At 59.2% G+C, this 20594-nt stretch carries 19 protein-coding genes; 3 read left to right on the forward strand and 16 right to left on the reverse strand.

Translation table 11 applies throughout. The features are described from left to right. Positions 1–18 precede the first annotated feature (18 nt). The 6 genes from GGU46_RS12135 to GGU46_RS12160 all read right to left on the reverse strand — a co-directional run bounded on the left by GGU46_RS12135 (position 19) and on the right by GGU46_RS12160 (position 5917). Positions 19–1848, reverse strand: a complete 1830-nt coding sequence (locus GGU46_RS12135) for a type VI secretion system Vgr family protein (RefSeq protein WP_183403800.1) — start codon at positions 1846–1848, stop codon at positions 19–21. A 136-nt stretch (positions 1849–1984) separates the two neighbouring features. Beyond that, positions 1985–2647 carry a hypothetical protein gene (locus tag GGU46_RS12140; RefSeq protein ID WP_183403801.1) on the reverse strand — a complete coding sequence of 221 codons (663 nt, stop codon included), beginning with the start codon at positions 2645–2647 and terminating at the stop codon, positions 1985–1987. A gap of 10 nt (positions 2648–2657) precedes the next feature. Beyond that, a complete protein-coding gene (locus GGU46_RS12145) occupies positions 2658–3257 on the reverse strand; it encodes a hypothetical protein (RefSeq protein ID WP_183403802.1) in 600 nt (199 codons plus the stop codon). A 7-nt stretch (positions 3258–3264) separates the two neighbouring features. Further along, positions 3265–4083 carry a hypothetical protein gene (locus tag GGU46_RS12150; protein WP_183403803.1) on the reverse strand — a complete coding sequence of 273 codons (819 nt, stop codon included), beginning with the start codon at positions 4081–4083 and terminating at the stop codon, positions 3265–3267. A 506-nt stretch (positions 4084–4589) separates the two neighbouring features. After that, positions 4590–5270 (reverse strand): spheroidene monooxygenase, encoded by a 681-nt coding sequence (locus GGU46_RS12155; RefSeq protein WP_317171910.1) that lies wholly within the window; start codon positions 5268–5270, stop codon positions 4590–4592. 137 nt (positions 5271–5407) lie between these two features. Next, the gene (locus tag GGU46_RS12160) at positions 5408–5917 is read right to left on the reverse strand and encodes a pyridoxamine 5'-phosphate oxidase family protein (RefSeq protein WP_183403804.1); all 510 of its coding nucleotides are present in this window, start codon (positions 5915–5917) and stop codon (positions 5408–5410) included. An 81-nt stretch (positions 5918–5998) separates the two neighbouring features. Between GGU46_RS12160 and GGU46_RS12165 the strand changes: the two genes are divergently transcribed. Further along, positions 5999–6643, forward strand: a complete 645-nt coding sequence (locus GGU46_RS12165) for an acyl carrier protein phosphodiesterase (protein ID WP_183403805.1) — start codon at positions 5999–6001, stop codon at positions 6641–6643. A 282-nt stretch (positions 6644–6925) separates the two neighbouring features. Here the strand turns inward: GGU46_RS12165 and GGU46_RS12170 are convergent, their stop codons facing one another. Together GGU46_RS12170 and GGU46_RS12175 are read right to left on the reverse strand one after the other, a co-directional pair. After that, positions 6926–7513, reverse strand: a complete 588-nt coding sequence (locus GGU46_RS12170) for a hypothetical protein (RefSeq protein ID WP_183403806.1) — start codon at positions 7511–7513, stop codon at positions 6926–6928. A 77-nt stretch (positions 7514–7590) separates the two neighbouring features. After that, positions 7591–8106 (reverse strand): FKBP-type peptidyl-prolyl cis-trans isomerase, encoded by a 516-nt coding sequence (locus GGU46_RS12175; RefSeq protein ID WP_183403807.1) that lies wholly within the window; start codon positions 8104–8106, stop codon positions 7591–7593. A gap of 230 nt (positions 8107–8336) precedes the next feature. On the opposite strand from GGU46_RS12175, the gene GGU46_RS12180 reads away from it, so the two are divergent. Continuing rightward, on the forward strand, positions 8337–9473 hold the full coding sequence (locus GGU46_RS12180; protein WP_183403808.1) for an SMP-30/gluconolactonase/LRE family protein: 1137 nt from the start codon (positions 8337–8339) through the stop codon (positions 9471–9473). 96 nt (positions 9474–9569) lie between these two features. On the opposite strand, the gene GGU46_RS12185 is transcribed toward GGU46_RS12180, so the two are convergent. The 3 genes from GGU46_RS12185 to GGU46_RS12195 form a co-directional block, all read right to left on the reverse strand. Further along, entirely contained in the window at positions 9570–10490 is a 921-nt protein-coding gene (locus GGU46_RS12185; RefSeq protein ID WP_183403809.1) for an isoaspartyl peptidase/L-asparaginase family protein, read from the reverse strand. 348 nt (positions 10491–10838) lie between these two features. Beyond that, positions 10839–12821, reverse strand: coding sequence for an AAA domain-containing protein (locus tag GGU46_RS12190; protein WP_183403810.1), 1983 nt, complete (start codon positions 12819–12821; stop codon positions 10839–10841). Positions 12822–13690: 869 nt separating this feature from the next. Beyond that, positions 13691–14059 (reverse strand): VOC family protein, encoded by a 369-nt coding sequence (locus GGU46_RS12195; RefSeq protein ID WP_183403811.1) that lies wholly within the window; start codon positions 14057–14059, stop codon positions 13691–13693. Positions 14060–14236: 177 nt separating this feature from the next. On the opposite strand from GGU46_RS12195, the gene mgrA reads away from it, so the two are divergent. Then, the gene (mgrA, locus tag GGU46_RS12200; protein WP_183403812.1) at positions 14237–15229 is read left to right on the forward strand and encodes an L-glyceraldehyde 3-phosphate reductase; all 993 of its coding nucleotides are present in this window, start codon (positions 14237–14239) and stop codon (positions 15227–15229) included. A gap of 187 nt (positions 15230–15416) precedes the next feature. Here the strand turns inward: mgrA and GGU46_RS12205 are convergent, their stop codons facing one another. From GGU46_RS12205 to GGU46_RS12225, 5 genes are all read right to left on the reverse strand, one after another. Further along, entirely contained in the window at positions 15417–15842 is a 426-nt protein-coding gene (locus tag GGU46_RS12205) for a DUF1810 domain-containing protein (RefSeq protein WP_183403813.1), read from the reverse strand. A 297-nt stretch (positions 15843–16139) separates the two neighbouring features. Next, on the reverse strand, positions 16140–16865 hold the full coding sequence (locus GGU46_RS12210; RefSeq protein ID WP_183403814.1) for a M48 family metallopeptidase: 726 nt from the start codon (positions 16863–16865) through the stop codon (positions 16140–16142). A gap of 91 nt (positions 16866–16956) precedes the next feature. Next, positions 16957–17463, reverse strand: a complete 507-nt coding sequence (locus GGU46_RS12215) for a PPC domain-containing DNA-binding protein (protein WP_183403815.1) — start codon at positions 17461–17463, stop codon at positions 16957–16959. Positions 17464–17609: 146 nt separating this feature from the next. Beyond that, the gene (locus GGU46_RS12220) at positions 17610–18485 is read right to left on the reverse strand and encodes an aldo/keto reductase (RefSeq protein WP_183403816.1); all 876 of its coding nucleotides are present in this window, start codon (positions 18483–18485) and stop codon (positions 17610–17612) included. Between the two features lie 182 nt (positions 18486–18667). Then, positions 18668–20458: a S41 family peptidase gene (locus GGU46_RS12225; protein ID WP_183403817.1), complete on the reverse strand. Its 1791-nt coding sequence runs from the start codon at positions 20456–20458 to the stop codon at positions 18668–18670. Positions 20459–20594 lie beyond the last annotated feature (136 nt).

The following is a 20594-nucleotide window of genomic DNA, read 5'->3' on the forward strand; positions in this document are numbered from 1 at the left end:
CGCACGAATTCGACCAAATTAAATAATATCGGTATCCTGAGACTTGATCTTTGCCTGGGCACTGGCGTTGATCGTCAGGTTATTGCGGAAATCAGCGGTCAGGTCTTCGGCTACCATGTCCAGCGCCATTTTAGCCTCTAAGGCTACTGCTTCCTCCTGAGCCGTGACCATTACGTTCTTCTTAGCCGTGAGGGTAATATTATTGCCGGCGGTTAGGGTAATATCCTTTTGCGCATTCAGAAGAATATCTCCGCCTGCCGTAAGGCTGATCGGGCCGTTGCTCTTAATGTTCACGCTACCGTCGCCGTTGAAGCCAACCTCAATAGCGGTGCCCTTGTTGTTGGAGTTGGAAATGACGATTTTCTGCTGGCCGGCCGTGTCGGTCATCACAAACTTGTTGCCCCCGGCAGTCTGCAGGCCCTTCAGGTTGTTCTGAGGGTTGGTGTACTTGGCGCCCTGCTTATTGCTGGGGTGGAAGAGGTTGCCCAGAATCAGGGGCTGCTCGGCGCGGTTATGCTCGTAGCCAACTAATACCTGCGACCCTACCTCCGGAGTAAACAGCTGGCCCTTCCCGTCGCCGGAGTAGGGCGTGCTGATGCGTACCCAGTCGCTTTCGGCGTCGGCGGGTTTCTCTACGGGCCAGTAGTAGCGCACGCGCACCCGGCCCAGTCGCTCGGGGTCCTGCAAATCAAATACTTCGGCCAGTTCGGGATGACCCACGGGCTGAGCGCGGTAGGGGCCCAGGGGCGGGTGCTCCGAGGACCACGGCACGGCCTCAAACATGTTGGTGTAGTTGCCCAGCTCATCCACCGTATGCACAATGGACGTGATAAAGTACTTGCCAAACGACTCCTCGCTTTCCACGTAGCTGCCCAGCCCTACCCCCGAGGCGTTGATGACACTACCGAGCTGCATGTCGGGGTTTTCGCCCCAGCCGTTGCAGCTTACCAGGTTGGTAGCGTGCTGCGACTTATAGCGGGCGGCTACCTGCTCGGCGGTGGCCTGGCTGTCGAGGGCTACCACTGAGGGTAGTTGCATGGGGTTCGGGAACAGTCGCTCCGACTCCGAGAGAGCAAAACTGGCTAACGGGTTCTGCCCCAGCCAGCTCACGCTTTGCGAGGCTGACGAGGACTTTAGGGTCTTGTGCTGCTGCAGGTTGTACTGCGACACGACAAAGGCCGAGTGGCGCAGCGAGATGTTCAGGTTAAAAGAGGCGCGCACCCCGTCGCTGATAAAGTCGATTTCCTTGCCCGCGGGCCGGCCCAGCTGCAGCTGCTTGCCATCGTAATAAAACCACTCGCCGTACTGGGCGGCCAGGCGGTGCAGAAAGGCAAAGTTGCTTTCGTCGTACTGCGCCAGGTAGGGAATGGGGGCCGTGTGCTTGGGCTGGGCGCGCAGGCCCAGCAGGTCGGCGGGGTAGGGCTGCAGCACTTTCTTGAAAATGGCCGCCAAACCTTGCTTCAGGAACGTGCGGCGCACGGGAGCGTCTTCCAGCAGGTAGGTGGGGCTGTAGCCCTGCACCTGAAACGAGCCGGTCAGGTCGCCCTGGTTGCCTACCTCTATCTGCGTGACAATGCCCTGGAAGGCGAAGTCGAAGTCGGTTTTGCCGCCGTTGCCCAAAGCGCCCAGCAAATCGTCGGCGGTGCCGAACGAAATGGTGATGCTCTTGCCGCACAGCTCCTTGTGCGCCTTCGAGAGGAAGGTGCCCGTGTTGCCCTCCAGCCGATCAAAGGGGATGTTCAGGCTGAAATGATGGTGCCCGAACAAGGATTGACTAATGGATAAGCTGGTAAACTCCAGAATTTCTTTACCCCCAATCTGAATGCGGGTATCTACCTGTAGTGCCATATACGTGAGAAAGGAATGTGCAACAACTAGCGTTAGGTGGAGGGTAGGGTTATGCTGATATCAGGGTTGAGCTCGTGCGCTGGCGGAGTTAGTTGCCCTGGAAAATACGCGTACAAAGTAATGTGGATAAGGAATACTATTGTTCATAGGCTGACAGCATAATGCTGTGAATCATTGATGAATCGGGGTAGTTGGGGGCAGGCATGGTGGCTCTAATCTGCACTTGCCTTCCCTTAGCAGAGGGGTGATAGTCAAATAAGACAGGGTGCCTCTGCCAGCGAGCATCTTTTACTTCCATAACCGGACCTGCCTTACCCTGCCCGAACACGTGCCGTAGATTTCCCAAGGCTGTTAGCTGATCTGGCGGAGCAGGATAAACCTTTTTGTTTTGCGCCGTATCAGAGCTAGGAGCAGGGTGATAGGCTGAGATGAATACAGTTTCAGGTTGCTGCTCTTGGTTCATATATACCTGTACTGTATAATCAGATAAAACTATAGTAAAGAAACTATTGTCTGAATGTGAGATAGTTCCATTGCCATACTGGCGGCTTTTGGGCGTAGTAAAACGCGCCCTACGGGCCATCTGATGGGCATAGTGGATTACTGCCTGCACTGGGGTGGGGTGAGGTGGTTTGGAAAGGACAATGTTTTTTGAATCGGATGTAGGACCGCAACTGAATACACCACCTAGAAGCAGGGCTATTCCGGTGAAGACGCACAGGGTGCGAACGATGGTCTCCCGGTATGTTGCGGGTTCTAGTCGTCTCTGTTGTGCTTTTGGAAACAGTTGGTGTAGCATAGCAGCTGCTTTATTTCTCTACCGAGATAGAATGCACCATGGCGGAGTCGGAATACTCAGGAGTAAACATCATGGCCCGAATTCTGGCTTCCCGACCACCGGGGGCAAGCAAGTAGCTGAACTCCACTGGATAGCGCCGCCATTCTTCCTGCCGTCTGAGTACGGCTGGTTTGATCTGGCCTTCGCCGAAAACACGGCGCAGTTCCCCTAACCGAACTAATCTCTCTGGTTCAGGGAGGGAGGCTACCTCCGGGGCCTCTGCCTGTGGGTCTTTACGCGCCGTGATGTAAACGGATTCTAGCTGTTGCTCGGCATTCAGGATGGCCGTGACGGTGCAAGTACCCGGAGTGAGGATGTACATGGTGCTGTCTGAGTTCAGGCTAGGCAAGGTGTCGCCGCCATAAAAACGACTAGCAGGAGTGGTCAGACGGGTTCCTTTCGCTATTTGGACAGCATAGTGCCCTACCACCTCTACTACGCTGGGAGTGCGTTCCGGAGTAGGTGAAGTAGCCTTAGCAGTAGCTGGTTCCCTTTTTTCAGTGCAGCCCAGCCCCAGGCAAAGACTCAGCACCAGCGCCCCGTTCCCTAAGCTGACAAGGATTTTCTGCATAAGCCCGCTACTTCTTGACCACATTGTACAAGGCTATTTTCTTGGCCCCCGGGAAAAAATGAATTTCCTGCCCGACACTGCCCTCTGGCTTTTCGAAGCCTCGGGGAACCAAGGTGACGGCATAGTCATGAATCTGGAGAGTGGCGCCCACTTTCAGGATGCCTTTTTTGACCCAATCCTGCACGACATTGGGAACCATATGCACGCACCCATGCGACGTGCCCGGCTGCATAGTTACTTTCCGGTGCAACTCGCGGTTGAGCACGTTTACCATTTCGTAGTAAGAGGTTGTGTGCAGAAAATCACTTAGCAACTCCTCCTTTTTTACGCCACGCTTCGGGTTGCTGTCCAGCTTCCGGTTTCCATTGTAGTCAACGAAATACTTGATGGCTACTTGTCCGAAGTCATTCAGCATCCAGTACTTGGGCAGTGCTCCGCCCCAACTTCCGGGCAGAAACTCTTTTTCGCCCATACCGAATTGCCGTTTCAGCCAGCTGCTCATGCTCGCGTATTCCCGCTCAAGCTCCTTTCTGGCTCCGGCCGGGTCAGTCAGAAAATCGTCGCGCCAGCTTCGGAGGGTATGTAAATGCACCCAGCGGCCATTGATCTGGACTTCCACGTACTTCTTGGCATCCAGCCGAATGGGGGCTCCCCAGGGAATAACGGAGTAGCGCCATTTAGAGCTACTGACGTGTGGCCCAACGCTACCGATAACAAACCGGCCGTGCCGGGTGGAAGTATAGTCTTTACCCGGTGCATAAGGAGCGCCGGCCGGGCCGCCTTCGGCATCAAAAACGGTTCCGGGAATAAGGGTGAAGCTATACATAGGATGCAAGGTCTAGCGTAAATTACTGGTTGATTGCCCTTTTACAAGAAAACCACTTACCCGTTGGCCTCAACTGGCCTCCCAAGCGGCGCATACCACCTTGCCCGCACAGCCGGGGGTAGGGAACCAGGCCACTGCACCGGCGAGGAACTGCACTGCATTCAATACAGTAATGCGCTTCTGCAAAGAGGCAACTGGACAAATCATAGGAAATATCAATAATATGGTAGCCCGCCAAGATAGAAAACTTTGCCGTATGGGCTTCGCCCACACCACCCTAAGGGCCTGATCTTCTCCAGTGCCAAAGCAAGGATAAACCAAGGGTAGTGCTCGGCAAACCGGCTTTTTAGCTCGCTAAGCGGATTTTGCTGCCACTTCTGCCGTCGGCGGCTAAGCCAGCGGGGCAGGGCGTATAAAATTGCGGTAGTGGCGGCCGGCACACGGGTATGGGGTGGGGTTTCGGCAGCCGGAAAGCAGCCGCGCAAGAATTTGACGGCCCGCGCTTGTTACAAGGCCCGGCCGTCCCAGGTGCCCTCGGTGCGCACCACCTGAAACCGGGCGAACAGCTCCTCGCCGTACCAGTTCTCCTGTCGGGTGAGCTTGATGACCTGCTTGTGCTTTTCGCTGCGGTAGGCGTAGTCCTGCATGGCCTGCTGCGATTCCCAGAGGCTGAACGTGGCCTGCCGTACTACCGGCAGCTCGCCCAGCCCAATGGCGGCCTGCACGCCGGGCGCGTGGGCCACGGTGGCGCTGGTAGGAGCCACGTAGCGCCAGAAGCGGGGCGTTTTCTGCCACCGGATAGAGGCGCGGGTGAGCACCGCCACGGGGCCGGAGGGTTCGGCGGTTTCGGAGGGGTAGGCGAAGGGGTTCTGCCCATCCCACAGGCCGTGCGACTTCAGGGGAGCTAACTCGGCGGTCCAGATTTCGGCGGTGCGCTGCCGGTACTGCTGCCACAAGGGGTGCTCGGCAAAGAAGCGGGCGGCCGCTGCTTCCGATTCCCACACGGCCATGAAACCGTAGCGCCGCAGGTTGGGCAGCGCTCCGAAGCCGCCGGCCCCGCTCCCGAGCAGCTTCTGAAACCGCAGGCCTGCTACCCGTTGCAGCGGCCGCTGGGCGGTGCCCATCTGCGCAAATCCCCAGCGTTTCTGGTCGGGCCGCAGGGTAAGAATGGAAAGGGTAGTAAGCACGATGAAAGGGGATAATAAGGACTCTGAACCCTCTGCGCAAGCCTCCGCGCTCCTCTGCTGGAACCGACGCCGGCACGAAACAACAAAAAAGGCCGGAATTGCTTCCGGCCTTTGCCATGCTAGAGGGGGTAGCCCTTCTAGCTTGGGGTTACTTTAGCGTGCTCGTCGCCGGTGGGCTGGTACCGCTCACCGGTCGCCACGGCCTTCACGTAGCCGAAAGCCCGCACCAGCACGCTGCTGGGCTGGTCCCAATACTCGCCCCGGTCGATGCTGATTTTCAGCAGGGCAATGTTGGGGTCCTCGGGGCCTTTCGGGAACCAGGCCCGCAGGCCCTCGCTCCACAGCTCCTTGATCTTGGCCTGATCGGTGACAATAGAAGCCGTGCCGGAAATGGACACGTAGAGGTTGTCGTCGGGCTTGGAGTAGCCCAGGTTTACGTGCTGGTCTTTGCGCACCTCGTAAATCTTGGCCGAATCTTTCTCAGTGAAAAACCACAGAATGCCATCGGCCTCGGGCTTGTGCGTGTACATGGGACGGCTATGCAGGCCACCTTCCGCGTCGGCGGTGGTCAGCATGGCAATCTTGATATCCTGGATTCGTTCGATCAGCTTGGTCACGTCGTGACTTTGGGCAACTTGCTCAGCCATTATGGTCAGGTTTTGGTTTTGGTAGAGTAGGATGGTTCAGGAAATACGCGCCCCGCGCCCGAAGGTTCAGTTGTGCCATCTTTGCCCATCGTACACCTGCCCATGAACTTCCTGGCCCATCTGCTGCTTTCCGGCTCGCCGGCTACTACCCCTCATTACGCCGACATCGTGGTGGGCAACTTCGCCGCCGAGGCCGTGCGTGGCCGGGCCGGTCTGCTGGCCTACCCCGAAACCGTGCAGCAAGGCATTCGGCTCCACCGCTTTATCGACTCCTTCACCGATGCCCACCCGGCCGTGCGCCGCACCACGGCCCGCCTGCGCGCGGCGGGCCTAGGCAAGTGGGCCGGGGTAGTAGCCGACGTAGGTTACGACCACCTGCTGGCCCGCGACTTCGCCCGCTACCACCCCGATGCGGCCGAACCCCTGCCGATTTTTGCCCAGCGTATGTACGCCCTGCTCCACCTTCGCCGCCAGGAGCTGCCCGAGCGCCTGCAGGAAATGCTGCACTACATGCGCCTTCATAATTGGCTGACCGGCTACGCCCACCCCGCCGGCCTGGAGCGGGCCTTGTTGGGCCTTTCGCGCCGGGTGCCCGCCGCGGCCGTGCTGGTTACCGGCGGTGCCGCGTTTCTGGCGGAGCTACCCACGTATGAGCAGGATTTCCGGGAGTTCTGGCCGGAGCTGCGGGTGGGGGTAGCGGCGGTTATTAGGACAGAGAAGGGCTAGCAGGCTACCGGCTTCAACTGCATTGAGCGTCAAATATCCTTCTGTCAATGGCGAAAAATAGGTGGATTGGCCCGGTTACAATACTCTATTGGCACAGTCCAGACCTCTGGTACAAGGTTTCCAGAACCTCCCTCTGATATACGCTGCTGGGCATCGGCTCCAAACCAAACGGCAACATGGCTAGCCTCTGGCGTATCCTCATTCGGTTCAATACCGACAACTACCCCAATCAATCCGTCCAGTTCAATGAAATTTCCAACCGCAACCTCATGAATTTCCATATTACAGATATAGCGCATTCGTATTGACTCCCCAGCTTTTGTCCTTGTTAGCCCGCAACACCTGAATAATCCGTCGCTTGTCGAATGCATCAGGATTTAGATAGCCAGTCCAGAAATCTGTGATGTTGTTATCCTTGACCTCGAAGAGAAGAACGCGCTCAGAAAGACCGAAGCCGCCTAAATAGTAGGTCATCAGAACAGTTTGATTGCCGATACCTAAATAAAGCAGCTGACGGTTCGGCCGCTCTTCTACTATGTTATCAGTGGCATTGAATGGTTGGCCATAGTCGGCTATAGTAAAGCTGCCGTGCTGATTTAAGAACGACTGAATAATAGGCGGAATATCACGCGTTTTTCGACTCTCTATCAAGCTGTCCTGCTCAATTTGTAGAAGCAGTTTGTCTAGATTTCTGTTGGTTAGAATAGCAAGTGTATCAATAAGAAACGTTTTTGTTGACGTTGCCGCAGGATGTTGACTTGGCGCTGGGGTAGCAGGCTTGGTAGCTGTATCGGCTACTTTCTTCGATTTATCATGGCAGGCTGAGAGTAGAATCAAGCCCCCTATAATCACAGCGCAGTGCTGGCGCATAGAACAAATATGAAATGTGAACAACAAAAAACGGGGCCAAGCGGCCCCGTTTTTACTATCAGAATGTTGACAACGGCCTAGTGATGGTGGCCGCCTTCGCCGTGGACGTGGCCGTGGTCGAGCTCTTCGCGGGTGGCGTCGCGGACGGCGGCTACTTTGCCGTCGAAGTGCATGACCATGCCGGCGAGGGGGTGGTTGAAGTCCATCTTCACCGAGTCGGCGCCGATGTCGACTACTTTGCCTTGCATGTGGTGGCCCTGGTTGTCGGCCATGGGCAGGAAGTTGCCGACTTGCAGCATTTCCTCGTCAATCTGCCCGTCGATTTCGAATACGTTTTTCGGGATGTCTACTACGGCTTGCTGGTCGTAGTCACCGTAGGCTTGCTCGGGGGTGAGGGAGAAGCTGAACGATTCGCCGGCTTGCTTGCCATCGAGCTGACGCTCGAACTCCTCGGGCAGACCGCTCTGGCCGAACAGGAACACCATCGGCGCGTCTTCCTCGGCCGATTCTACGAGGACTTTCTCTTGATTTTCGTCGGTTACGCTCAGGTCGTAGGTGATGGTAACGACTTTGTTTTCGCTGATTTGGGCCATACTTCGGGTGGACAAGGACGTCCGGGGCTGGAAGTGGAGAATTGGGTTTCGGTAGGCTAGTTACGGAAATAGCCCGGAATTGTCGGCGCCGGGGTGGGGTAGTCTGCGTTTTCCTGGGTAGCAGGCCGCTTTGTAAAATTATGGCATCGGTTAACTGCCGGGCAGCGGCCCCGTTAAGCTGGAGCAGAAAACTGCCTTCTACTCTGCGCCTTGCGCCTGCTCCTGGTCCTATGAACTCTTCCCTCACTACGCTGCTGCTGGGCGGCGCACTGCTGGCCGGCTGCCAGCAAAACCAGCCCAAAGCCGAGCAGCCCGCTGCCACCCAGCCCGGCGACTCCACCGCCACCCACGTGCCGCCCGCCGCCGATACGGTGGCCACCATCGGGCAGCCCCAGCTGCTCTACACCCTTGACGAGGCCCACAACACCCCCGACGGGCTGGCCCTGGCTCCGGATGGCACCATCATCCTCTCCGTGCCTAATCTGGCCAACAACGCCTACCCCGCCGTGCTCCTGAAAATGACCGGCGACTCGCTGGCGCCCTACCTCACCAATCTGCCCGTGGAGCCCACCACCCAAAAGGCGGCGCCCATGGACCTGGCCTTCGGGCCCGACGGGAATCTATACTACGCCGAAAACCAGTATGAAAACAGCAAGGATTTCAAATCCAGGCTGATGCGGGTGCGGGTGGAAAACGGCAAGCCCGGCAAGGTGGAGACGGTAGTTGATAAGTTTGGCCTGGCCAACGCGGTGGTCTGGAAGGGCAACACCCTGTACGTGACCGACAGCCAATGGGACCTGCCCGGCAACGACAAGGGTAGCGCCATCTTCCGCTTTACCCTGGCCGAACTCAGCAAGGGCCCGATTCATCTGCAACCCAAAACCAAGGATCCGCACGTGCTGGCCTTGTTCACAACAACGGTCAACGAAACCAACGTGGACAACGGCGCCGACGGCCTCGACTACGACAGCCAGGGCCGCCTGTACACCGGCTCCTTCGGCGACGGGAAGTTCTACCGCGTCACGCTCAAACCCGATGGCACCCTGGCCTCGCAGGAAACCCTCCCGCTCACCGGCAAGCAGATTCCCTGCATCGATGGGCTGGTGATTGACCGCAAAACCGACAAAGCCTACGTCTGCAACTCCCGCCAGAATGCTATTGAAGTCATCGACCTGAAAACGCTGGCCGTGACGACGCTGGCCCAGAACGGCGACACCGACGGCCGCGACGGCCTGCTGGATCAGCCCGCCGAAGTGTTGCTTAAAGGCCAGCGCCTCTACGTGTCGGACTTCGACAAGCCCGAGCGTAACTTCGTGAATACTCGCTCCGACGCCCCACACACCATGTCGTATATCAGCCTGAAGTAAAAATCTGTCATCCTGACGAAGGAAGGACCTTTACCAGGTGTAATTACTCGTGGTAAAGGTCCTTCCTTCGTCAGGATGACAGGAGTATGGTGGGTATTACCGCACCTCCTCGCGCCACACGGCCACGAAGGGCTCCTGCTCGCCGATGCGGTAGGCGCAACGCATGACGTTGGTGTTGCTCTCGATGGCCACATTGCCGTCTTTGTCGATGGCAATGAAGCCTTTGTCGCCCTGCAGGTCTTCGGCGCGAAGCTGCACAGCTTCGCGGCAGGCTTCGGGGGCAGCAAGGCCACGGTACTTTACCAGGGCATACACCTCGTGGGCCAGGGCCCCGCGCAGGATTACTTCGCCGTCGCCGGTGCAGGATACAGCGCAGGCCTCGTTGGCCGCATAGGAGCCGCCCCCGATGATGGGCGAGTCGCCGACGCGGCCCTTGAGCTGCCCTTCGATGCCGCCGGTGCTGGTAGCTACAGCCAGGTTGCCATCCTGGTCGAGGGCCACGGCGCCTACCGTGTCGTGCTCCTGGGGCTGTTTTTCCTCATCCTGGATGATTTCCAGCCACTCCTGGCGGGCTTTTTCCGTTTCGAAGTAGTGCACGGCTTCCATGGTCAGGCCATGCTGCAGGGCAAACTCCACGGCCCCTTCATCGGAAATGTGCACGTGCTGGCATCGTTCCATCACGGCGCGGGCTAGGCTAACGGGGTTTTTCACGTACCGGACGCTGTTTACGGCCCCGGCCCGCAGGGTGCGGCCGTCCATAATGGAGGCGTCCATTTCTACCTCGCCCTGCTTATTGAGGCTGCTACCCCGACCGGCGTTGAAATGCTCGTTGTTTTCCATGCTGCACACGGCGGCCTCCACCGCCTCAACGGCCGAGCCCCCCCGGTGCAGAATTTCCCAGCCGGCCTGCAGGGCCTCCCGCAGCCCCTGGCGAATGGCGGCTTCCAGGTCCGGGGTCATTTTGGCGGGGTCCATCGTGACGGCGCCGCCGTGAATGACAATAGTGTAGGTTTTCATAGACAGGGAAGGGGGTAGGGTGGTAGCCGTGGTACGCACAAAAAAAAGCCCCGTTCATGGTGAACAGGGCTTTTCCGTGTTAGTACGGGGCGCGGGAAAAATACGGAGGTAGGCGGTGAAGTAGTGAGTCGGTGAAGTGGCAAGTAGGGATGTCATTGCGAGAAGGCACGACGAAGCAATCCGTCTTCTGCGTGTAATAAATCCTCTAAACTGACAAGCCCTTGACGCTAGGACAGTCGTCAAGGGCTTGTCAATTCTTAAGGGGTAGTGCTACGAGAAGAACGGATTGCTTCGTCGTGCCTCCTCGCAATGACAACTCGCCACTGCACTCACTCACCATCTCACCGCTTACTGCAGCTCCCAGGCGGTGCGGTAGGCTCCTATGCTTTCTACGTAGTCGAGGAAGGCTTTGTAGAAGGGGTGGGAGCCCAGGGTGCTGGAGTCGCCGACGATGAGCAGCTTGCGGCGGGCGCGGGTCATGCCCACGTTCATGCGGCGGATGTCGGAGAGGAAGCCGATTTCGCCCTGCGCATTACTCCGGGTGAGGCTGATGGCAATGATGTCGCGCTCCTGGCCTTGGAAGGCATCCACGGTGCCGATGCTGAGCATGCGGTGCTCCAGCAGGCCGGTCAGCTCGTCGTTGTCTTCTACCGCATCCTTGAGGTAGTTGATTTGGGCGCGGTAGGGGGCAATGACGCCGATGGTAAGCAGGTCCTCGGTGTGGTCGGCGGCGTCGTAGGGCTCCAGCAGCTGGGCCAGGCGCTTCAAGAGCAGGTCGGCTTCCTCAGGGTTGGCAATGGAGCGGCTCTCGTCGATGCCCAGCTCCTGGAAGCCGAAGCCAGCGGTGTCCAGAAACTCCACGGCCATATCGGGGGCGAAGCGCAGGTCGTAGTCGGGCAGGTCGGCGTGGGCTACGCTGGGGGCGGCTTTCAGCCGGCCCTCGTAGAACTGCTCCGAGCTGAATTCCATAATCTGCTCGTGCATGCGGTACTGTACTTCCAGCATGCGGGCCGTTTCGGGCTGGCGGCGGATACACTTCTCGAATAAGGTTTCGCGCAGACCCTGGGCCGCGGCCTTCTCGCTTTTCACGGTGGGCGGCAGCTGCTGATGGTCGCCGGCCAGCACTACGCGGTTGGCCTTGGTAATCGGAATCCAGCAGCCCGGCTCCAGGGCCTGGGCGGCCTCGTCAATGAACACGGTTTCGTAGGTGAGGTGACGGATGGCGCGGTTGCTGGCTCCCACCAGGGTGCACGTAATTACCTGCACCTGCTCCAAGAGGTCCTCCGTGATGTAGCGCTCCAGCTGGTCCGACTCCTGCAACAGCAGGTGGGCCTGCTCCTTAAGCTGGCGGCGCTCCTCGCGCTCCTCCCAACCGAAGTGGCGCTTGAACTTGCCAGCCTGCTCGCGGTACTGCTCGGCGGTCTGGCGCATGCTTTTCAGCTCGGGGTAGCTCTTGTGGGCCATAATCTGTGCATCCAGGGTGTGCTCCAGCAAGAGGTCCGATACCCGCGAGGGGTTGCCCATGCGGATGACGTTCACGCCGCGCTCGGCCAGCTTTTCGGTGAGCAAATCCACGGCCGTGTTGGAGGGGGCGCATACCAGCACCCGCCGCTCCCGCCGGATGGTTTCCAGAATGGCCTGCACCAGCGTGGTGGTTTTGCCGGTGCCGGGCGGGCCGTGAATAATGGCTACGTCCTGGGCTGCCAGCACGTGGCGCACGGCCGCCAGCTGGCTTTCGTTCAGGGGGGAGGGGTAGTACAGGGTGGCTTCCGACTCGGGTTTGTAGCGGGCCGGCTTGGCACCGAGCAGCACGTCGCGCAGCTCGGCCAGGCGGCTTTCATAGGCCCCCATGACCTTGCCCAGGGCGTACTCCATCTCGCGGTAGCTGACCTCGTCAAAGGTTAGGTCCACGCCCAGTTTGCCTTCCTCCACCCAGTCGGGCAGGTCTTCCTTGGTGGTGGCCAGTAGGATTTTGTTGCGCTTCACGCTGGTAATCACGCCCGAGAGGGTGGGGCGGTCGGTGGCGGCGCGGCCGGGAATATTCCCGAACAGGGCCGCATTCTTGCCCACCTGGAATAGGTGCAGCCCCCCGGCTCCGGCCGGGCGCTCCAGCTCCAGCACGAGCTTGCCACCGAAGCCAATGTCCTCGGAGGTGATTTTGACCGGGTACCAGGTCAGGCCCCGCTTCTGGCGCTCGGCAATGGTGGCCTGGGCGCTTTTGATTTTGAATTGTTCGAGGTCCTCCTGCTGCTCGAGCTTCATGAGGGCCTGTACCTTACGCAGCTCTTTTTCCAGCGCGTACGGGTCAGTATAGGTAGGTTGTTCAGCCAACTTTTAGGGTTCTTATGCGAATCGTTGGTAACAACGAAATCGGGGAAAAGGTGGCCGAAGGTCGGGAGGAATTTAACTTTAGCGGACCAAGATGAGTCTGTCTTCTATGAAGCCGTATAATCTTTTAGTCGCTATTAGTTGGCTGATGGTATCTGCCTGTACTCATACCCTACACCATAGTAATGCTGTTACGGCAATACCCCATACATGCACATTCTCAGAACTGCAGGAACCGATGCAGATTAAATTCGATGAGTTTGAAAAGCAAATCAGTGCTTTTGAAGCGAGTCAATTTCCACTAGATATACTGGTAGTCGAGATACGCCCTGGACGGGCTGATAATGAACTTAAGCGCTTAATCATTTCTCCAACCGGAGCTTCGTTGTTAGCAGTAAGGCACAACGTTCAGGATAGTATTTTCTTAGAGGGTAGCAGAGTGGACACTACTACGTTAAGAATGAATGTGACTGGTCATTATATGATAGATAGTAATTCTCCATTCGCTCATACACCTACCATATGTACGTTGGTGAAACGATACGGAAGAACTGTATACACGTCAGGCGTTGCGTCCTCGAACCTTTCCTGCCTTCCTGATTCAACCAAGCAGAGAATTCAACCGGGAATTTATTTAGCTCGTTGGCTACTACAATTGCACTAGTTAGCTTACTAGTTGAAGCCGTTAATTATAGCATAGCCTAGAACCTGCGTGTAGCTCTTCTGTATCTTTCCATCCGGGCCGAATACGAGCAGGTATAGTATTGACTGATTGAAGGCAGAAATCCAGCAGGGGAGCCAGCAGCAAAGTGGAAACTAAAAACAGCCTCATAAGCAACAGGTTGGGCTGTAGGCAGTAGGAAGGAACGTAACTACTGTTTAGTGAACTCCCCGATGTGCCAGAGAATCCCGGACGGGTCGTGCACGAAGCCTTCCTTGCCCCAGACCTCCTGCCGGATGGGCAGCACCCGCACGCCCGGGTACTGGCCGGGTAAATCCAGGGCCGTCAGCTCCTGCCAGTACTGCTCCACATCGTCTACTTCCAGAAAGAGCATGGTATTGCCGACCCAGTCTGGCACGTAGTAATCCTGCAGGTAAAAGCCCACGCCTTGCAGCGCGAAGTATGACATGGTCGGTGACACTACCGTTTCCGTGAAGCCGAGGGTGCGGTAGAAGCTGCGCGACACGGCAAAATCCTTGGCCCCGATGAAAGGCCGGAGGGAGCGGATTGGCGGAGGCATGTGGTTGGGAAAGGTTTGGCGCAAGCAAGGGGGGAGTAGTGGAAGGCAATATGGCGGTTATCCGCTACACCTGATTACCCGCCGGCCGCCGGGAAACGGGCGCAAGAAACCACTGTGGCTGCGCTTGCTTTCCATGGGTTTCGGCGTACTTGCCGCCTCACGCCATCTATCCCTACCATGCCCTACCACCCCAACCCCGCCCGCTACGCCACCATGCAGTACCGCCGCTGCGGCCGCAGCGGCCTGAAGCTGCCGGCCGTGTCGCTCGGCCTCTGGCACAACTTCGGCGACGTGGACGTGCTCCAGAACTTCCGGGCTACCCTGCGCCGGGCCTTCGACAGCGGCGTCACCCACTTTGACCTGGCTAACAACTACGGCCCGCCTCCCGGCTCGGCGGAAACCAATTTCGGCCGCATTCTGAAAGAGGATTTCCGCGGCTACCGCGACGAGCTCATCATCTCCACCAAGGCCGGCTACCACATGTGGGAAGGGCCCTACGGGGAGTGGGGCTCACGTAAATATCTCATTTCCAGCCTCGACCAAAGCCTTAAGCGCATGCGGCTGGAGTACGTGGACATTTTCTATTCCCACCGCCCCGACCCCGATACGCCCCTGGAAGAAACCATGGGCGCCCTCGACCAGGTAGTGCGCCAGGGCAAGGCCCTATACGTGGGCATCAGCAATTACCAGCCCGCGGAGGCCGCCGAGGCCATGCGGATTTTGCGCGAACTGGGCACGCCCTGCCTGATTCACCAGCCCAAGTACTCCATGTTTGAGCGGTGGGTGGAAGACGGCCTGCTGGACTTGCTGGGTGCGGAAGGGATAGGGTGCATCCCGTTTTCGCCCCTGGCCCAGGGCCTGCTCACGGATAAGTACCTGCACGGCATCCCCGACGATTCGCGCGTGGCCAAGGGGGTAGGCTTCCTCACCGAAACCCAGCTCACCCCCGGGCGCCTGGGTCAAGTGCAGCAGCTCAACGCCCTGGCCCAGGAGCGCGGCCAAAGCTTAGCCCAGATGGCCCTGAGCTGGATTCTGCGCGACGAGCGGGTAACGTCCGTACTCATCGGGGCCAGCAAACCCGACCAGCTTTCTGACTCCCTGCGCTGCCTGGATAACCTGCAATTCAGCGCGGAAGAGTTAGGGCGAATTGAGGGAATTCTGCGAGGGTAGAAAGCAGAATGCTTCAGCTAAAGCATCTCTACTGCCTCGTTGCGGTTCACTAGCCCAGGGTTTTAACCCTGGGCTATGGAGCGGTTATCGTTCTGCCATCAGCAGTTAGCCAGGGGTAGAGATGCTGCGCGGGGCTCAGCATGACACATGCTAATGACGTCATCAAGTGGCCGAAAGAGCCAGCAGATCAGCGGCTGAGCTGCTGCAGGGTGTTGCCGTCGGGGTCGCCGTGGAAAAACTTGTCTAGTACTTGCTCAAAGACCGGGTCGGCGTGGGGCAGGCAGGAAAACAGGGTCATGGAGGACTTGAGCTTCACGTCATCGGGGCTGCCGAAGATGGCGGTGGCGTTGGTGCCGGGCAGGGCGAGCAGGGCCCGGGATATTTCCAGCAGGCGCGGTCCGAGCACGGGGTGCTGCAGGTAGGCCTCCGCTTCGGCGCGGTCCTGAATGGCGTAGAACTTCGACGTTTCGCTGAAGCCCAGGCCCCGGATTTGCGGGAAGATATACCACATCCAGTGGCTGCGCTTGCGGCCATTTTTTATTTCAGCCAACGCCACCGGGTAATCCGTGCGCTGGGCGTCCAGAAAGCGTTGCAAATCGTTTTGAGAGGCCATGCTTTTGCGGTTATAGAGTACACGTTTTCTGGGGTGTACGCGCCTGCGGCCGGCAGCGCCGTGGCGGGCGGCAGGTTTGGTGGCGGTGGAGAGGTAGGAAGCTGAAGCGTGAGGCTAGAGCTGTGTACGGTTTTGTAATGCCGTCATGTCGAGCTTGCCGAGACATCTCGCTCGAATCGTTGAATCACCGGCCCAACGTCAGCACGCGAGATGTCTCGGCAAGCTCGACATGACGTTTATTCGTTTATCGTTCAGTTACCTCTATAGACTTACCAGCCTCAAAGCAGGTAGGGTGGTTTAATCTGCGTCGTCGCCGGTAGGTTGCGGGCCGGTGGGGTTGGCTTGGAGGGCGGCTTTGTGCTGGCGCCAGTCGGGCATGAACTGGTCCATCAGGCCCCAGAAACGGGCGTTGTGCAGACGCTCGTGCAGGTGCACCAGCTCGTGCACCACCACGTAGGCGAGGCAGCCCGGAGGCTTTTTGGCTAGTTCCAGACTCAGCCAGATGCGGCGGGCCCCGATGTTGCAGGTACCCCAGCGGGTGCGCATCTGCTTCACGCCCCAGGCCTCGGTCCGCACGCCCACAATCGGCTCCCAGTGAGCTAGCAACACCGGAATCTGCTCTTTCAGGCGGGCGCGGTACCAGGCGTTGAGCGCGGCCGCCCGCTCCTCAGCGGTAGCCGATTCCGCTATGTGCAGATCCAGGTGCTCGTCGGTGAGAACCACGCGGGGGCGACTGGTGGTGGCATGCACGCGGAGCTCGTAGGGGCGGCCCTGGTAGTAGTGCGGTTCGCCGGCGCTGTAGGTTTGGGCGGCCGGCGGGGGTAGGGCGGCGAACCGCGCCTGGTGCTTCTGAATCCAGGCCTGGCGGGACAGCACAAACTCCCGTAGGGTTTCCTCGGGCAGGCGCAAGGGAACGGCCACCCGCACCCGGCCCGCCGGCGGATACACTGTTACGCGCATGGTCCGGATGGCCTTGCGCACTACTTCCACGGATAGCCCGCCAATCTGGATAGTCTTACTCATGTAAACACGACGGCCGGGCCCAGTATAGGCGGCCCTACCATTGCGCAAGGTACGCACGCGGCCGCAGCCCATCTAGCGAGTTGCGGGGACCTTACCAGCTCATCACGGTGGCACCGTTGCGCGCATCTATTTCCCGGATCTGACGCTGCTGGTGCACGGTTACGGTAATTTCCATGGAGCCCGTGCCCACTTCCAGTGAAAGAATATGGCCGCCCACGGTGGCAAACGTTTTGTCGGCGGCTACGCCGTGCAGGTGCAGGGCCGGCTTGTTATCTTTCCAGGCGATGCTGCCGGTGAGGCTGGCCATTTCCACGTCGCGGAAGGCTTTGGGGTCGTAGGTTTTGGTTTGGGCGTTCCAGAAGCCGAACGTGGGGTGCCCAAACCCAATGCCGGCCAGGCTGGCCCCCGGAATCTTCTCCCGCGTGGTCAGCTGCTCCAGCTCCTGCAGCACATTGTCGCCCTGGCGCAGCACTAGCAGAAAGCCCGTGGGCGTGCGCACGTACTTGGGCGCGGCGGGCTTGGGCGCCGATTGTCCGGCGGCCGCGTGCGCCAGCAGGCTCGCGCCGAGGGCGAGGATCGAGAGAAGGAAACGGTTCATGGCGGGGAAGGGGGTAGGGTTGAGGGCGAAAGAAGGGGTAGGCCTATGGGGGTAGCCATCAGACGCTGGCGGCCACGAAAAGCCCGGTTCATGCAAAAGCTACCGTAGTGCTTTGTACGAACCGGGCCTGAGGTTACCATGGCGGCTTACTCGGAATCCGAAGAGCTGCCGCCGAGGTTTTCCAGCTCGGCCATATCGTCGAGGGTAAGGGACAGGGACGCGGCCTGCACGTTTTCTTCCAGGTGTTTCACCTTGGAGGTGCCCGGAATCAGCAGAATGTTGGGGGAGCGGTGCAGCAGCCAGCTCAGGGCCACCTGCTGCTTGCTGGCGTTATACTTCTGCCCAATTTTGGTCAGCTTGTTGAGGGCCTCCTCATTGCCGCCGGCCAAAGGGTACCACGGAATAAAGGCCAGGCCGTTTTTCTCGCAGAAGTTCAGCTCGGCCTCCCACTTGCGGTTGTCCACGCTGTACATGTTCTGCACCGACACCACTTTCACGTATTGCTGGGCCTGCTGAATCTGCTCCACGGTTACCTCCGAGAGGCCGATGTGCTTCACCAAGCCTTCTTCCTGCACCTGCTGCAGAAACTCCAGGGTTTGCTCAAACGGCACTTCGGGGTCAACGCGGTGAAGCTGGTAGAGGTCAATCTGATCAAGCTTGAGGCGCTGCAGACTGCCCTCCAGGGCCTGGCGCAGGTGGTTGGGGCTGGCATCAATGGGCCACTGGTTAGGACCGGTGCGCAGCAGTCCGCCTTTGGTACCAATAATCAGTCCCGACTTATAGGGGTGCAGGGCTTCGGCAATCAGCTCCTCCGATACGTTCGGGCCGTAGCTGTCGGCGGTGTCAATGAAGTTGATGCCTAGCTCCACGGCCCGTTGCAGCACCCGGATGGCCTCGTCGTGGTCCTGGGGCGGCCCCCAGATGCCGTCGCCGGTGATGCGCATGGCCCCGTAGCCCATGCGGTTAATGGTCAAATCGCCGCCCAGACGGAAGGTAGCAGCGGGAGCAGTGGAAGTAGCCATAGGACAGGTGGTTGGTAGTGGATGCAGAAAATACGCGGGGCAGGCCGTCGGTGTTGAGGCATGCCCCAGATTCTGTTGGCCCAGTGTTCTCCCGAAAGACCCTATAGTTCAGCTTGCTAAGAAGGCTAACTCCTCTGCTTCAACACGGGGTAGTACCCGTATCTGCGTTTATTTTTCGTGTGCTACCGGGGCGCAGATAACTGTAGCCGCTCTAGGGCTCGGGCCAACTCAGCGTCTTGGCCCAGCCGGATGTTTTGCCGAGTAGGAACAACCAAAATGTCTGGCGCAATGCCCTTGCCCTGATACCCTACCCCCCGATGCATAACCCGCCGCCCCGTCCAGCTGAGCAGGTAGGCGCGGCCCACGGCCGCAAAGTTCATTTCCCCGTTTGTGCCGCCGGTAGGCTGGCCCACCAAAAGCCCCAGGTGGTGCCGGCGCACCAGTTCCGCAATGGTTTCGCCGTAGCTGTAAGTGTGGGGGCCCACCAAGAAGGCCTTTGAAGCCGGGAGAAGCGGCAGTTGCGGCGCCTGGGCCCGGGTGGTAGCTCCGCGAAAAGTGACATGGTAGAAATTGGGTTTCCGAAGCACCGGGGTAGCCGTGCTGTCGGGCAGAAGGGGCTGAGGGGAGAAGTGGGGTAGTATCCGCAGCAAATCGTAGGTAGGGCGCTGGCGGATATCCACTACCAAGGCCCGCGCCGCCTGCAGTTGGGGCAAGGCCCGCCGGAAATCGGCGTAGCGCAGTCGGGCGGCATCCAGGTAAAAGCAGCCGGGCGTTACCTCCCGCACCGGCGGCAACTGGTGGTACAGGCTGCCCTGCACCGTTTTGAAAGCGAGGGAATAAGAATACGAAGCCCCTGAGCTGTCCTGCAAGGTTAGGTTCGCGGTGGGCGCTATAGCTGCCAGTTCAGATAGCAGGGCTTCGGTGGCTACTTGCCGGGCCACTACGGGGCTGGTGGCCGGAATGGAACCCTCAAGCTCCGTCAGAAGCTCAGCTACGGGGCGGCCGCTGACTTGTGTTACCACCGTGCCCGGTGCTAACGCCGGCCGCAGCCGTTGGGGCGACTGGCGCACTACCACTTGCCCTTCGACCCAGGCGAGCTGCAGGGCCCAGGGCGGTGGCACAATGGAGAGGCCGGTGCGGGTTTTGGGGCTCATGCGCACATGGCGGTCGGGCAAGCGGGCCAGTAGAACCCGGCAGGCCTGCAAAAGCTGCGCTTGGGTAGTCGTGTTAGCGGCTTGTTGCAACGCCAGGGCTAGGGCGGCCTCCCACTGCGCCTCGGCCAGCACCTCGCGGTAGGGGTAGAAGTGCTGAATAATGTTCCAGGTGAGCATCACGGTAGCCAGCCGGTGGGAGGACTCAGATGGCATAAGCCGCCGGACCCGGTGCCCCAACTGGCGCTGCAGTGGCTGTCGGTATTGGGTTTGAGTCAGTATAAGGGGTAGCACCAGGCGCACAGAATCGGTGAGGGCGGCTACGTACTGGTGCTGACCACCGGGAAACAGGCTGTCCACCACCGTCTTTGGTTCCTCTCGGATAGCACTGGCGTAGGGCAAAGCGGCCAGCTGCATCATCACCCGCACTACTGGCAGGCCGGTTTTATCGAGTCCTAGCCCATGGTGCTCCCAGAAGTAGTAGGTAGTGGCAGCCAGTAAAAGCGCCGCCGGAACCGGTACGGCCTCGGGCGCTACCTGGATGCGTACCTCCGGAGCCAGGGGCAGAAGCAGGCTGGCGAGGGTGCGGGCCAGGGCGGCATCGGTAGGGGCCCGGCGCACAACCGGAATGCTGCGCACCAGCACGGCTTCCCAGCTCAGGCGCGCCGTGTAGCGGTTGGGGTAGAAGTACTTCACGTCGCCCACTAACTTGGTCAGGGCCGTGAGGTTGCGGGTTTCGCGGGGCGAGAGGGGTAGCGGGGACGGAGCCGCGGTGGCCACAAGCGGCACCAGCGCCAGCAGCAGGCAGATAGAGCGTAGCAAGAATAAATAAACCGGGGTAGTGAGGCCCCGAAAAGAGCCTTACTACCCCGGTAAGGTTGCACTAACGATAAGGATGCCCAATGTAGCCCGGCAGCTTTCCTGCCTTCACTGGCAAACGAAAGGCTTCCGCCGGCGC

The sequence above is a fragment of the Hymenobacter latericoloratus genome, from assembly GCF_014199535.1.
Lineage (GTDB): Bacteria > Bacteroidota > Bacteroidia > Cytophagales > Hymenobacteraceae > Hymenobacter > Hymenobacter latericoloratus.